Consider the following 15378-nt stretch of genomic DNA (forward strand, 5'->3'; position numbering starts at 1 on the left):
CAGAGTCGTGACACTCAGCCATTGCGGGATCTGGATTTCCGCCGGGGAGAGGAGGGCGCTGGGCGTGTTGTGGTGGCGTTACCAAGCAATCAGGTTGGCGTGGATATTCGCCAGCAGGGGCAAACCCTGGTGGTGGAGTTCATGAAAACCACCTTGCCAGAAGGCTTGAGTCGCCGTCTGGATGTGACGGATTTTGGCACCCCCATCAAAACGGTGACCACTTCCCAGGTCGGTGACCGGGTCCGCATGATCATTGAGCCACAAGGCACATGGGCTCATAGCGCTTATCAGAGTGACGAGCAGTTTGTGGTGGAGGTCAAGCCGGTCAAGGTGGATACTAACAAGTTGACACAGGGGCCAGGGTACACCGGACAGAAGTTATCGCTGAATTTCCAGAACATTGAGGTGCGTTCACTGTTGCAGGTGATTGCTGACTTCACCAATTTCAACATCATTACATCGGATTCAGTCAGTGGCTCTGTGACTTTGCGCCTGCAGGATGTGCCTTGGGATCAGGCGTTGGACATCATTTTGCAGTCCAAAGGGCTTGGCATGCGCAAGACGGGTAACGTGTTGTGGATTGCCCCCAAGGATGAAATTAATGCCAAGGAAAAGCTGGATCTGGAATCGGCTGTGGCATTGCAAGGACTGGAGCCGCTGCGTACTCAGTCGTTTCGTCTGAATTACACCAAGGCGACGGAGGTGGCTGCGCAATTGACAGCAGCTTCGGCCAACGCTGCCGCAGCGCGATTGCTCAGCGCGCGTGGTAGCGTGATCGCTGAGGCGCGCACCAACCAGTTGTTTGTCACCGATATTCCCAGCAAATTGGAGCAGGTGCAACATTTGATCAGCCAAGTGGACATCCCTGCGCGACAAGTGCTGATTGAGGCGCGCATTGTTGAGGCGACAGATACCTTTGGCAAGTCTTTGGGCGTGCGACTGGGGGGGGCTGATTTGCGTGCGCAGCAGGGTGGTGATGGTGGTTATTCGGTAGGTGGAGGGCATCGAGTTGTGTTTGGCTCCAGTTACGGTAATGCGGTTGCCAGCAGCGGTGCTGGTGGTACGGTGGACCTGACCAGCAGTTTTGTGAATCTTCCGGCGGTCGGGCAGGGGGGGGCCGCACCGGCAACTTTTGCTTTGGCGTTGTTTAGCTCAGCAGCCAACCGGTTTTTGAATCTTGAGTTATCTGCGTTGGAGGCGGATGGCAAAGGCAAAATTGTGTCGAGTCCGCGTGTTGTGACCGCTGATCAAAAAGAAGCCAGTATCCAGCAAGGTGTGAAAATCCCTTATCAAGAGGGAACGACATCAGGCAATACCAGTACCAAATACATTGATGCGAACTTGTCACTGACAGTCACGCCGCAAATCACCCCCGAGGGCGGCATCATCATGGATGTCCTGGTGACAAAAAACACCCCCGGCATCCAGACCACCGCCGGGTATACAGTGAACAATAAGAGTATCAAAACACAAGTCCTCGTCGAAAACGGCGGAACTGTGGTGATTGGTGGTATTTTTGAAATGACTGAGAGTGACAGTGAAACCAAGGTCCCATTGCTGGGTGATTTGCCTGCCGTTGGCAACCTGTTTAAGAGTCGTACGCGGTCTACCAACAAACAGGAAATGTTGGTGTTCATTACACCCAAGGTGGTGGCAGACAAAACTGCCCGTTAATACACTTTATTCGTTTACAAAAGGCAACTCACTATGCGCTTCACAACTTGTTTCATAACGCTTCTATCTGCCATTTTTCTTTTTGCTTGTGGCGGTGGCGGGGGGTCTTCTGGAACGAGTTTGGGGGCGGGGTCGGTCTTTTCAGTGGCAGCGCCACCAGCTCTGACCCTTCAGGCTGGGTTGTTGCAACAATACGCGATCAAGGGGGGGGTGAAACCCTATTCGGTGTTTAGCACCGATCCGGCAGTTGCGGTGGGCTGGCTTGCCGGTGAAGAGGTCTTGGCGATTGGAACGGTTGTGCCTGGTAGAGCAACGGTAAGCGCTGTTGATGCGAAAGGTAGCAAGGTTGATATTGCCGTGACGTCGGGTTCGAGCACCGCTTTTTATATGACGGCAGCTAGCGCCATAACAATCACTCCTGGCGCTGCTTATGCGCAAACTTATATTTTGGGTGGCGGCACCGGGCCTTACACGGCGACCAGTAGCTTTCCATCCGTAGCAACTGTTTCGGTTAATGGTAATCAAATGACCATCACAGGTGTGCAGATCAGTCCCACGCCAGCCAACATTACGATCCGAGATGCAGCAGGCGCAACACTAACTACCGTTGTGACAGTTGGCACCGTGCCTTTGGCAGTGAACCCAAACAACTACACAATATTTATCGGAGACCATGTTAGGTCAATTATTACTGGTGGGACCCCCCCATATCGGGTCCAGGTCGGAATCGATGAGTCGCTTCTAAATGCGCAAATTGTCAATGGCAACGAGGTGGACGCAGTTGGGGGGCAGGTTGCCGTAGGTGCCGCTCTTACAGTTATTGATGCGAACAATCAATCAGTTGTGATGACGGTGAAAATCAGCAATGGTCAAGATGTGCTGCGTGTTTCCCCCAGTGTTCTAAGCATTCCTGAGAATGCCAATACACCGGATTTAACGTTGATGGTCTATGGTGCTTCTGCTGCGGGCGGAATTCAGGTATTCACCGACGATGCAACGATACTTAAACCCGCCACACCAGTGAGAAATGCCGATGGGTCTGGATATTCAGTCAAGTTAACGGGAGGGAATACTTGTTCTCTTCCCGTGGTTGTTGGACCGCCAGCGACTGGTGGTAACAGGACTGTGACTATTACGGTGCTGGATGCAAAAGGAAAAATCGGAACCAGTACGATCACAGTTCAAGATATCAACGGTATTGCGGGGTGCCCATAGGCTATGGGTAAAGCAGTCAACAAGTTGCCATCGGAATTGATTCAAAAATCGGCATCTTCTCGAGTGAAGTGTGCCGCTCAAATAGATCAATCTCTTGCTGAAGGTGTTGGCCTTTGTCGTTGGATCCCGGATGCAATCAACGATGTTGGATAGATGACGTGATTTCCCTCATCGGTCTCCCCGGCTCCGGCAAATCCACCGTGGGCCGGCAGCTGGCTCGGCGGCTGCAGGTGCCGTTTCTCGATTCGGATCAACTCATTGAGCAGCGTCTGGGCTGCTCGATCCGGGAGTTCTTTGAACGTGAGGGCGAAGAGCGGTTTCGCGACATCGAGGTGGCTGCGATTGACGAACTCACGCAAAAGGCCGGCGGGGTGTTGTCCACCGGCGGCGGAGCGGTGCTGCGGCCGGAGAACCGTGCCCACCTGCATCAACGCACACGGGTGGTGTACCTCAATTCCTCTCCCGATGAATTGTTTCGCCGTTTGCGGCATGACAAAAGTCGTCCCCTCTTGCAAGTGGCAGACCCTTTGGGCCGCTTGCGCGAGTTGTATACCCAGCGTGATCCTCTGTACCGGGACGCTGCCCACTTCTGTATTGACACGGGTCGCCCCTCGGTGACCAGCCTGGTCAACATGATCTTGATGCAGTTGGAGCTTGACGGGACGCTGGCCGGGCCGGCAAACGCTCTAAACTCGCAGGCATGAACTCTCCAGATCTCCAGACCGTTGCCATTGACCTGGCTGACCGCAGCTACAGCATTGCCATCCGGGGCTCGTTGTTTGACAACCCCTTAAGTTACGTTGAATTGCCCGGCGCGCACAGTGCGCTGATCGTGACCAATGCGGTGGTTGGCCCCCTGTATGCCGAGCGCCTGCAAAAAGCGCTGGCGCCGCGTTATGCGCAGGTGGTGACGGTGGTGCTGCCCGACGGAGAAACCTTCAAGACCTGGGAGAGCCTCAACCTGATTTTTGATGCGCTGTTGTCGCATGGTTGTGACCGCAAGACCGTGCTGTTTGCATTGGGTGGCGGTGTGGTGGGGGACATGACCGGTTTTGCGGCGGCGAGCTACATGCGTGGTGTGCCGTTTGTGCAGGTGCCGACCACCCTGCTGGCACAGGTGGACTCGTCGGTCGGGGGCAAAACCGCGATCAACCACCCCCTGGGCAAGAACATGATTGGCGCGTTTTACCAGCCGCTGAAGGTGATCTGTGACCTCGATACCCTCAAGACGCTGCCACAGCGCGAACTCAGTGCCGGATTGGCCGAGGTCATCAAATACGGGCCGATAGCCGACATGGATTTTCTGGCCTGGATCGAAGCCCACATGGACGCCATCCTGGCGCGCGAACCAGCCGCGCTGGCCCACATCGTGCGGCGTAGCTGCGAAATCAAGGCCTGGGTTGTGGGGCAGGATGAACGCGAATCCGGCCTGCGTGCCATCCTGAACTTTGGTCACACCTTTGGGCATGCCATTGAAGCCGGGCTGGGGTATGGTCAATGGCTGCATGGCGAGGCGGTGGGCTGCGGCATGGTGATGGCCGCACAGCTGTCCTTGCGCCTGGGGTTGGTGGACGTCTTTTTTGTGAATCGCCTGACCCATCTGATTCAGCAGGCCGGGCTGCCGGTCAAGGGGCCGCGGCTCCGCCCGCAGGACAACGCCGGGCGTTATCTGGAACTGATGCGTCTGGACAAGAAGAGTGAAGCCGGTGAAATCAAGTTTGTGCTGATTGACGGGCCAGGCCGCGCCTGCCTGCAAGCGGCGCCGGATGATCTGGTGCGCAAGGTGATCGACCAGTGTTGTGTTGATTGATAAAAATCATAGCTGTTCGAGCTTATTTCATGCGGGCTATAGCCCTATTTTGCTTGTAAGAAACTCATGCTGGCCCCCTATGCCTGTGACCCGGCGCAAACGCGCGGGCGGCGCTTTGTGCAAGCTCCGGCGCCCACCCGGACCGAATACCAGCGTGACCGTGACCGCATTGTGCACAGCACGGCGTTTCGGCGCCTGGTTTACAAAACCCAGGTTTTCCTGAACCATGAAGGTGACCTGTTTCGCACCCGGTTGACACATTCGCTGGAGGTCGCCCAGTTGGGACGTTCCATGGCCCGTTCGCTGCGGCTCAATGAAGATCTGGTGGAAGCCATTGCCTTGGCGCATGACTTGGGCCACACCCCGTTCGGACACGCCGGGCAGGACGCCCTCAATGATTGCATGGCGCCGTATGGCGGCTTTGAGCACAATTTGCAAAGCCTGCGGGTGGTCGATCAGCTCGAAGAACGGTACCCCGAGTTTGATGGACTGAACCTGAGTTTCGAGACGCGTGAGGGCATTTTGAAGCATTGCTCGGTCCACAACGCGCGCCAGCTGGAGTCTTCCGAGCCCGGCGGCGTGGGGCGGCGATTCCTGGAGCGGCAACAGCCGAGTCTGGAAGCCCAGTTGTGCAATCTGGCCGACGAGATTGCCTACAACGCCCATGACATTGATGACGGTGTGCGTTCCGGGCTGATCACGCTGGAACAGCTGCAGGCGGTGGCGTTGTTTGATGACTACCGGCGGCAAACCCTGGCCGATCACCCCCTATTGCGGCACCAAGGTCGACGTTTGCTGTACGAGACCATTCGCCGCATGCTCAGCAGCCAGGTCTATGACCTGATTGCCGCGACACAAGCGGCGCTGGACGCCAGTGGGCCGCCGGATGTGGCTGCGGTCCGGCGGCTCCCCCCGCTGGTGCAGTTTGGTGCCGAGATGCGTGACAAGTCGCGGGCACTCAAGGCCTTTTTGCTGCAGCGGTTGTACCGTCACCCGCAGGTGCTGCAGACCAATGGCCAGGCCAAGCAGGTCGTGCGTGAGCTGTTTCAGGTGTATCTGGCGGCCCCGCAAGAGATGCCGCAGGCACATCAACAGCGCGCCAGTGCGCCGCCGCATGCCATGGCTGGTGACACCCTGGCGGTCACCACACTGCGCGCCCGGGCGGTAGCAGATTACATCGCCGGCATGACCGACCGGTTCGCCGCCCGTGAGCACCAGCGCCTCACCGGCTTGCAGTTATGGCCACAAGGACAGGGATGAACCCAACTGATCAAGTGATTGCTGACACCGTGGCCTGGCTTGAGCGGGCCGTGATCGGCCTGAACCTGTGCCCGTTTGCCAAGAGTGTGCACGTCAAGGGGCAGGTGCATTACGCTGTCAGCCAGGCCACCACCCCGCAGGCGTTGCTGGACGATCTGGTGCATGAACTCCAGGATCTGATCGCGGCGCCGCCCAAAAAACGTGACACGACGCTGCTGATCGTGCCCGAATGTCTGCAGGATTTTCTGGATTTCAATGATTTTCTGGCCGATGCCGATCAGGCCCTGGCCGATCTGGGGCTGGACGGGGTATTGCAGATTGCGTCGCTGCACCCGCGTTACCAGTTCGCCGGCACAGCGGAAGATGACATCACCAATTACACCAACCGCTCACCCTACCCGACACTGCACTTGCTGCGCGAAGACAGCATTGACCGGGCGGTGGCCGCGTTTCCCAACCCTGAAACCATTTTCGAGACCAACATGCGGGTGATGGAGCAGCTCGGTCTGGCAGGGTGGCAGGCCTTGCAGGTCGGCCCCAGCGGCGTGGCGCATGGGAAGGCGGCAGAAGATGGCGCAGACGTGGCATCATCCCGGCATGATCCAAGTCCAAACTGAAGCTGCACGCCACCCGCGTCCCGCCAAACGCCCGCCAGTGCCAACCTCCCCACCTGCCGCGCATCCGCTGGCCGACGACATCCGTCCGGGCCAGTCGCTGGAGCTGTTGAAAGAGCTGCACATCCTGACCCGCGAGGGCAAGCTCAACCAGGATTCACGGCGCAAGCTCAAGCAGGTGTATCACCTGTACCAGTTCATCGAAAAGTTGCTGCTGGAGCTGGCAGGCACCGCCCCCTCTGTCGGCGCTGCGGCAGACATCACGCTGGCCGACCATGGCGCTGGCAAGTCCTACCTGGGCTTCGTGGTGTACGACCTGTTTTTCAAACAGCGCACCAGTGGCCACATCTACGGTATTGAGACCCGGCCCGAACTGGTGCAGAAGTCCCGGGAACTGGCGGCCCGGCTCGGTTTTGAGCGCATGTCGTTCCTGAACCTGACCGTGGCGCAGTCGGCCCAGTCGGCACTGTTGCCTGAACGCATTGATGTGGTCACGGCCTTGCACGCCTGTGATACCGCCACCGACGATGCGATTGCCTTTGGTCTGCAGAAGCAGGCCCGCTTCATGGTGCTGGTGCCCTGCTGTCAGGCCGAGGTGGCGCGGGTGCTGAACCAGCACAAGGCGTTGTCGCTGTCACGGACGCCACTGTCCGAGCTGTGGCGTCATCCGCTGCACACGCGCGAGATCGGCAGTCAGATCACCAATGTGTTGCGCTGCCTGTATCTGGAAGCCTGCGGCTACCAGGTGACGGTGACCGAGTTGGTTGGCTGGGAGCACAGCATGAAAAATGAGCTGATCCTGGCGCGCTACACCGGCAAGCCCAAGCGGGCCGCGCAGCAACGTTTGCGCGCCTTGCTGGCTGAATTTGGTTTGGACGCACTGTTGACCACGAGATTTTCGGCGCTGGCAGACCCTGGTGATCTGGCCGAAGTCCCTTGGGCTGATGTGTGAAGACGCCGCAACATCTGGCCATCTTGCTTGATCTGACGCAAGATATTTGGCTGTGACAGCGTTATGTTGAGATTTTGAGGAGAAAGACATGCGATCCTTGATGAATGTCGCCTGGACGGTGATTCTGGTGTTGACTTTGGCCGCTTGCTCCACCAGCAGCCCCGACGTGATCCAGCGCGGGGACGCGCAGCGTCTCTCCAAGGTGGAGGACGGCGTGTTGTTGAGCGTGCGCCCGGTGGTGGTGGAGGGCAGCCAGAGTGGTGTGGGGGCCGCCGTCGGGGGTGTCACCGGGGCGGTAGTGGGGGCCACGCGCGGCGGCTCCAGCGCCGAGAGCAATGCCATCGGCTTGATTGTGGGGGTGGCTGGTGCTGTGGCCGGCAATGCCATCGAACGCATGGCCACCCGCGAAGAGGCCAACGAACTGCTGATTCAGCTCAGGAGCGGTGAACGCCGTGCCGTGGTTCAGGCCAAAGGTGGCGAGGTTCTGATGCCGGGTGACGCCGTCATCGTGATCACCACCGGTGGCAAGGTGCGGGTCACCCGCGCACCCCGGTGAACACCCTTGGCGCCAGTGACGGCCTGGCTTGAGCCATGGCGCGTTTGCCTCGTCTGACCCTGCCGGGTTATCCGCACCACGTGATTCAGCGGGGTAATAACCGCCAGGCGATTTGTGTCACGGAAGCGGATTACCAGATGCTGCTGGATTTGCTCGACAGCAACGCCCGCCAATTTGGTGTGGCGGTGCACGCCTATGTCCTGATGGACAACCATTTCCATCTGCTGGTCACGCCACAAACCGTGGATGGCTTGCCCCGGATGATGCAGGCGCTGGGGCGCAGTTATGTGCGCTATTTCAATCAGCAGCATCACCGCACTGGCACGCTGTGGGAGGGGCGCTACCGTTCCACACTGATCCAGGCCGAGCGCTACTTGCTGGCCTGCATGGCTTACCTCGACCTCAATCCCGTGCGTGCCGGACGGGTGGCGCAGCCGCAGGACTATCCCTGGTCAAGCCACCTGCACTATCTGGGCTTGCGGATGGACCGCCTGATCACCCCGCATGCCTTGGTCTGGCGTTTGGGCAACACGCCATTTGCCCGCGAGGCGGCCTATGCCGAATTGGTGCAAAGCGGTATCACCCCGGTGCAGCAGGTCAGACTGACGGACGCGGCACTCAGCGGCTGGGCTTTGGGTGAGCCGGATTTTGTTGCGGACCTGCAAAAACAGACCCCACGACGCGTGGCCAAAGCCAGTGCCGGTCGCCCATCTCTGGCCAAAAAAATATCTGAAAAATAGGCGGCCAGCCCGCGTATATATTGGCTTTGTTGCTATACATATTAATCTGTCCCCTATTTATATTATTGCTGAATTTGTTTAATTAAATTGGAATCTGACCCCAATTAATTTGCTTGGCATTTTTGTTGCATTGCGGTAAAGTGAATTCCATCTGACACTTTTAGGAGCGCGCCATGACGACGGCTGCAGAGATTGAGCATCTTCGGGACCACGGTTTGTATTCTTCGGCGGCGGAGCACGACGCCTGCGGTGTGGGTTTTGTGGCCCATATCAAAGGCGCCAAGTCGCATGACATCGTCAAAAACGCGCTGAAAATCCTTGAAAACCTGGATCACCGGGGTGCGGTCGGGGCCGACAAGCTCATGGGTGACGGCGCGGGTATCCTGATTCAGCTGCCCGATGACTTGTACCGTGAAGAAATGGCCGCACAGGGGGTCACCCTGCCGCCGCCCGGCGAATACGGCGTGGGCATGATCTTCCTGCCCAAGGAGCACGCATCCCGTCTGGCTTGTGAGCAGGAACTTGAGCGTGCTGTCAAGGCCGAGGGCCAGGTGCTGCTGGGCTGGCGTGACGTGCCGGTCAACCGCGACATGCCGATGTCGCCCACGGTACGGCAAAAGGAACCCATCCTGCGCCAGTTGTTCATCGGCCGCGGCAATGACGTGATCGTGCAGGACGCGCTGGAACGCAAGCTGTATGTGATCCGCAAGACCGCCAGCGCCCATATCCAGGCCCTGAAGCTCAAGCACAGCAAAGAGTATTACGTGCCCAGCATGTCCAGCCGCACGGTCATCTACAAAGGCCTGTTGCTGGCCGATCAGGTGGGCACTTACTACCTTGATCTGCAAGACCCACGTTGTGTCTCCGCACTGGGGCTGGTGCACCAGCGCTTTTCCACCAACACCTTCCCCGAGTGGCCGTTGGCGCACCCTTACCGCTACGTAGCGCACAACGGTGAAATCAACACCGTCAAGGGTAACTACAACTGGATGAAGGCGCGCGAAGGCGTGATGTCTTCCCCGGTGCTGGGTGCGGACTTGCAAAAGCTGTACCCGATCAGCTTTGCCGACCAGTCTGACACGGCCACCTTCGACAACTGCCTGGAATTGCTGACGATGGCCGGTTACCCGATCAGTCAGGCGGTGATGATGATGATCCCCGAACCCTGGGAGCAACACACCACCATGGACGAGCGCCGCCGCGCTTTCTATGAGTACCACGCGGCCATGCTGGAACCCTGGGACGGCCCGGCTTCCATCGTGTTCACCGATGGCCGTCAGATTGGCGCCACGCTGGACCGCAACGGTCTGCGTCCGTCACGTTATTGCATCACCGATGACGACCTGGTGGTGATGGCCTCCGAGTCGGGTGTGTTGCCCTTCCCGGAAAACAAGATTGTGCGAAAGTGGCGCCTGCAGCCGGGCAAGATGTTCATGATCGACCTGGAGCAGGGCCGCATGGTGGACGACGACGAGCTTAAATCCAGTCTGGCCAACAGCAAACCCTACAAGCAGTGGATTGAGAACCTGCGCATCCGTCTCGACGACGTGCAAGGCGGCGGCGAGCCAGCCAGCGCCGCTGAGAGTGCCGGCACCTTGCTGGACCGCCAGCAAGCCTTCGGCTTCACCCAGGAAGACCTCAAGTTCCTGATCGCGCCGATGGCGGCCAACGGTGAAGAAGCCATTGGCTCAATGGGCAACGACAGCCCGCTGGCCGTGCTGTCTGACAAGAACAAGCCACTGTACAACTACTTCAAGCAGTTGTTTGCCCAGGTGACCAACCCGCCGATCGACCCGATCCGCGAGGCCATCGTCATGAGTCTGGTGTCCTTCATCGGCCCCAAGCCCAATTTGCTGGACATCAACCAGGTCAATCCGCCGCTGCGTCTGGAAGTCAGCCAGCCGGTGCTGGATTTTGCCGACATGGCCAAGCTGCGCGACATCGCCAAACACACCCAGGGCAAGTTTCGTAGCTACACGCTGGACATCACCTATCCGCTGGCCTGGGGCCGCGAAGGGGTCGAGGCCAAGCTGGCTTCGCTGTGCGCCGAAGCGGTGGACGCCATCAAGGGCGGGCACAACATCCTGATCATCAGCGACCGCAACCTCAATGCCACGCAGGTGGCCATACCGGCGCTGTTGGCGCTGTCGGCCGTCCACCAGCATCTGGTGCGAGAAGGTTTGCGCACCACCGCCGGCCTGGTGGTGGAAACCGGTACCGCCCGTGAAGTCCACCACTTCGGTGTGCTGGCCGGCTACGGCGCCGAGGCGGTTCACCCCTACCTGGCGATGGAAACCCTGGCCAGCATCTGCAAAGACCTGCCGGGTGAGCTGAGTGCCGACAAGGCCATCTACAACTATGTCAAGGCGGTGGGCAAGGGTCTCTCCAAGATCATGTCCAAGATGGGCGTGTCCACCTACATGAGTTACTGCGGTGCGCAGTTGTTCGAGGCCATCGGCCTGTCCAGCGAAACCGTCAGCAAATACTTCACCGGTACCCCCAGCCGGGTCGAAGGCATTGGCGTGTTCGAGATTGCCGAAGAAGCCATCCGCATGCACAAGGCGGCGTTCGGCACGGACCCGGTGCTGGCCAGCCGGCTCGACACGGGCGGTGAATACGCTTGGCGCGCCCGTGGCGAAGAACACATGTGGACCCCCGACGCGATTGCCAAGCTGCAGCACAGCACCCGCGCCAACAACTGGAACACCTACAAGGAATACGCCCAGATCGTCAACGACCAAAGCAAGCGGCACATGACCTTGCGTGGTCTGTTCGAGTTCAAGATTGACCCGGCCAAAGCCATCGCGCTGGACGAAGTGGAAAGCGCCAAGGAAATCGTCAAGCGTTTTGCCACCGGCGCCATGTCGCTGGGCTCGATCTCCACCGAAGCCCACGCCACCCTGGCCGTGGCCATGAACCGCATCGGCGGCAAGAGCAACACCGGTGAGGGCGGTGAAGACCCGGCGCGTTACCGCAACGAACTCAAGGGCATCCCGATCAAGCAGGGTGATTCGCTCAAGAGTGTGATTGGCAGCGATGTGGTTGAAGTGGACATGCCGCTGCAGGATGGTGATAGCTTGCGTTCGCGCATCAAGCAGGTGGCTTCTGGCCGTTTTGGTGTCACCGCTGAATACCTGAGCAGCGCCGACCAGATCCAGATCAAGATGGCGCAAGGGGCCAAGCCGGGTGAAGGCGGGCAGTTGCCGGGCGGCAAGGTGTCCGACTACATCGGCAAACTGCGTTATTCCGTGCCCGGTGTGGGTCTGATTTCGCCGCCGCCGCACCACGACATCTATTCGATTGAAGACCTGGCGCAACTGATCCACGACCTGAAAAACGTGGCACCCAAGGCCAGCGTCAGCGTCAAGCTGGTGTCTGAAATCGGTGTCGGCACCATCGCCGCCGGGGTGGCCAAGTGCAAGGCCGACCATGTGGTGATCGCCGGCCACGACGGTGGCACCGGGGCTTCGCCTTGGTCCTCGATCAAACATGCCGGCAGTCCGTGGGAAATCGGCCTGGCCGAAACCCAGCAGACCCTGGTCTTGAACCGCCTGCGCAGCCGCATCCGTGTCCAGACCGACGGCCAGATCAAGACCGGTCGCGACGTGGTCATTGGTGCCCTGCTGGGCGCTGACGAATTCGGCTTTGCCACCGCACCGCTGGTGGTGGAAGGTTGCATCATGATGCGCAAGTGCCACCTCAACACCTGCCCGGTGGGTGTGGCCACGCAAGACCCCGAGCTGCGCAAGAAGTTCTCTGGGAAACCCGAGTACGTGGTGAACTACTTCTTCTTCATCGCTGAAGAAGTCCGCCAGATCATGGCCCAACTCGGCATCCGCAAGTTTGATGACATGATTGGCCGTGCGGATCTGCTCGACATGCGCGCCGGCTTGGCGCACTGGAAAGCCAGCGGGCTGGATTTCAGCCGCCTGTTTGCGTTGCCCAATGTGTCGGCAGATGTCCCGAAATTCCATGTCGAAGAGCAGGACCACGGCTTGCACAAGGCGCTGGACAATGTGCTGATTCAAAAGAGCCGCGCGGCGATTGACAAGGGTGAGCGGGTTCAGTTCATCGAGGTGGCGCGTAATGTCAACCGTTCGGTGGGGGCCATGCTCTCGGGTGCGGTGACCCAGGTCCATCCTGAAGGCTTGCCGGACGACACCATCCGCATCCAGCTCGAAGGCACCGGCGGCCAGTCTTTTGGGGCCTTCCTGGCCAAGGGCATCACGCTGTACCTGATTGGTGACGCCAACGACTACACCGGCAAGGGCCTCTCCGGCGGTCGGGTGGTGGTGCGCCCGAGCATTGATTTCCGGGGTGAAGCCACCAAAAACACCATCGTCGGCAACACGGTGATGTTTGGGGCCACCAGCGGTGAGGCTTTCTTCAGCGGCGTGGCGGGTGAGCGTTTTGCGGTGCGCCTGTCCGGGGCAACGGCGGTGGTGGAAGGCACCGGTGACCATGGTTGTGAATACATGACCGGCGGCACCGTGGTGGTGCTGGGCAAGACCGGGCGCAACTTTGCCGCTGGCATGAGCGGCGGCGTGGCCTATGTGTTTGACGAAGATGGTCAGTTTGCCAAGCGTTGCAATACCGCCATGGTGTCACTTGAAAAAGTGTTGACCGCAGCCGAGCAGCAAGATGCCATCAATGAAAAACTGTGGCACCGGGGGCAAACCGATGAAGCCCAGCTCAGGAAGCTGCTGGAGGATCACAACCGTTGGACCGGCAGCCGGCGCGCGCGCGAATTGCTGGACAACTGGGACGCCAACCGCCTGAAGTTCGTCAAGGTGTTCCCCAATGAATACAAACGTGCCTTGGGTGAAATTCATGCACAAAAAACGGCTCTAGCCCAGACGGAACGGGTGCTTCAAGCTACAAAAAAGGAAGCAGCCAAAAAACCGGCGACGGCTCGTTAAACCAGCCAGGCAGAACGGACAAACTTAATGTGTTGGGAACAAATCCGAGGGTTTGTTCCGCAAAGGAGAAACAATGGGAAAAGTAACCGGATTCATGGAGTTTGAGCGCATCGAGGAAGGCTACAAGCCAGTTGCCGAGCGCTTGAAGAATTACAAGGAGTTTGTGATTGGCCTGGATGACACCCAGGCCAACCAGCAGGCCGCGCGCTGCATGGACTGCGGCACACCGTTTTGCAACAACGGCTGCCCGGTCAACAACATCATTCCGGATTTCAACGATCTGGTCTACCGCGGCGACTGGCAAAACGCCATTGACGTGCTGCACAGCACCAACAACTTCCCCGAGTTCACCGGGCGCATCTGCCCGGCACCCTGTGAAGCGGCTTGCACGCTCAATGTGAACCAATTGCCGGTGGGCATCAAGTCGATTGAGCACGCCATCATTGACCGGGCCTGGGAAAACGGTTGGGTCAAGCCGCAACCGGCCAAGACCAAGACCGGCAAGAAGGTTGCCGTCGTGGGGGCGGGCCCGGCAGGGCTGGCAGCGGCGCAGCAGCTGGCGCGTGTCGGTCATGAGGTGACTTTGTTCGAGAAGAATGACCGGGTCGGGGGGCTGCTGCGCTACGGCATCCCTGACTTCAAGCTGGAAAAATCACACATCGACCGCCGGGTGGAGCAGCTCAAGGCCGAGGGCGTGACCATTCGCACCGGCGTGCTGGTGGGTGAATTGCCCAAGGGCAGCAAAGTCACCAGCTGGGCCAAGGAAACCGTGTCGGCAGAACAGCTCAAAGCCGATTTTGACGCGGTGGTGTTGACCGGTGGTTCCGAGCAGTCGCGTGATTTGCCGGTGCCTGGGCGTGACCTGGACGGCATCCACTTCGCCATGGAATTTCTGCCACAGCAGAACAAGGTCAATGCCGGTGACAAGCTCAAGGGGCAGTTGCGCGCCGATGGCAAACACGTGATCGTGATCGGCGGCGGCGACACCGGCTCGGACTGTGTGGGCACCAGCAATCGCCACGGCGCCGCCAGCGTGACCCAGTTTGAGGTGATGCCGCAGCCACCGGCTGAGGAAAACCGGCCGCTGACCTGGCCCTACTGGCCGATGAAACTGCGTACCAGCTCCAGCCATGACGAAGGCTGCGTGCGTGAATTTGCCATCTCCACCAAGGAGTTCATCGGTGAAAAAGGAAAAGTCACCGGCTTGAAAACCGTCCACGTTGAGTTCAAGGACGGCAAGATGGTGGAAATCGCCGGCACCGAAAAGACTTACCAGGCAGATCTGGTGCTGCTGGCCATGGGTTTTGTGAACCCGGTGGCGACCGTGTTGGAGGTTTTCGGGGTGGACAAGGATGCCCGCGGCAACGCCAAGGCCGGCACCGACCTGATCGGCGGCTACGCGACCAATGTGCCCAAAGTGTTTGCCGCTGGTGACATGCGCCGGGGCCAGAGTCTGGTGGTGTGGGCCATCCGTGAAGGCCGCCAGGCTGCGCGCTCCGTGGATGAATTCTTGATGGGGGTCAGTGATTTGCCCCGTTGACGCGTGCGTCTTTCGCCGCTTCCTTTATGATTGAGAGGCCGGGTTTACCCCCGGTCTTTCTTTTTTATGGCCCCTAACGCTTCAACATCACTCGTGGA

11 protein-coding genes are annotated in these 15378 nt (G+C 59.1%); all 11 read left to right on the plus strand.

Features of this window, described 5'->3' with window-relative positions:
• The coding region (gene pilQ, locus PHW99_RS14795; RefSeq protein WP_300179140.1) for a type IV pilus secretin PilQ at nt 1-1674 on the plus strand (1674 nt) is incomplete at its 5' end.
• Between the two features lie 33 nt (nt 1675-1707).
• Nucleotides 1708-2889, plus strand: a complete 1182-nt coding sequence (locus PHW99_RS14800) for a hypothetical protein (protein ID WP_300179143.1) — start codon at nt 1708-1710, stop codon at nt 2887-2889.
• Between the two features lie 158 nt (nt 2890-3047).
• A complete protein-coding gene (locus PHW99_RS14805; RefSeq protein WP_300179146.1) occupies nt 3048-3593 on the plus strand; it encodes a shikimate kinase in 546 nt (181 codons plus the stop codon).
• The gene (gene aroB / locus PHW99_RS14810) at nt 3590-4699 is read left to right on the plus strand and encodes a 3-dehydroquinate synthase (RefSeq protein ID WP_300179149.1); all 1110 of its coding nucleotides are present in this window, start codon (nt 3590-3592) and stop codon (nt 4697-4699) included. The genes PHW99_RS14805 and aroB overlap by 4 nt, the downstream gene beginning before the upstream one ends.
• A gap of 66 nt (nt 4700-4765) precedes the next feature.
• On the plus strand, nt 4766-5959 hold the full coding sequence (locus PHW99_RS14815; protein ID WP_300179151.1) for a deoxyguanosinetriphosphate triphosphohydrolase: 1194 nt from the start codon (nt 4766-4768) through the stop codon (nt 5957-5959).
• Nucleotides 5956-6576 carry a DUF1415 domain-containing protein gene (locus PHW99_RS14820; protein ID WP_300179154.1) on the plus strand — a complete coding sequence of 207 codons (621 nt, stop codon included), beginning with the start codon at nt 5956-5958 and terminating at the stop codon, nt 6574-6576. Before PHW99_RS14815 ends, PHW99_RS14820 begins: the two co-directional genes overlap by 4 nt.
• On the plus strand, nt 6557-7525 hold the full coding sequence (locus PHW99_RS14825; RefSeq protein WP_300179157.1) for an SAM-dependent methyltransferase: 969 nt from the start codon (nt 6557-6559) through the stop codon (nt 7523-7525). Before PHW99_RS14820 ends, PHW99_RS14825 begins: the two co-directional genes overlap by 20 nt.
• A gap of 88 nt (nt 7526-7613) precedes the next feature.
• Nucleotides 7614-8081, plus strand: coding sequence for a hypothetical protein (locus PHW99_RS14830; protein WP_300179160.1), 468 nt, complete (start codon nt 7614-7616; stop codon nt 8079-8081).
• Between the two features lie 35 nt (nt 8082-8116).
• Nucleotides 8117-8821 (plus strand): transposase, encoded by a 705-nt coding sequence (locus PHW99_RS14835; protein ID WP_300179163.1) that lies wholly within the window; start codon nt 8117-8119, stop codon nt 8819-8821.
• A gap of 173 nt (nt 8822-8994) precedes the next feature.
• Nucleotides 8995-13740: a glutamate synthase-related protein gene (locus tag PHW99_RS14840; protein WP_300179166.1), complete on the plus strand. Its 4746-nt coding sequence runs from the start codon at nt 8995-8997 to the stop codon at nt 13738-13740.
• Nucleotides 13741-13813: 73 nt separating this feature from the next.
• The gene (locus tag PHW99_RS14845; RefSeq protein ID WP_300179169.1) at nt 13814-15280 is read left to right on the plus strand and encodes a glutamate synthase subunit beta; all 1467 of its coding nucleotides are present in this window, start codon (nt 13814-13816) and stop codon (nt 15278-15280) included.
• Nucleotides 15281-15378: the final 98 nt, after the last annotated feature.

Origin of the sequence: Rhodoferax sp. (genome assembly GCF_028689305.1) — a bacterium.
Lineage (GTDB): Bacteria > Pseudomonadota > Gammaproteobacteria > Burkholderiales > Burkholderiaceae_C > Rhodoferax.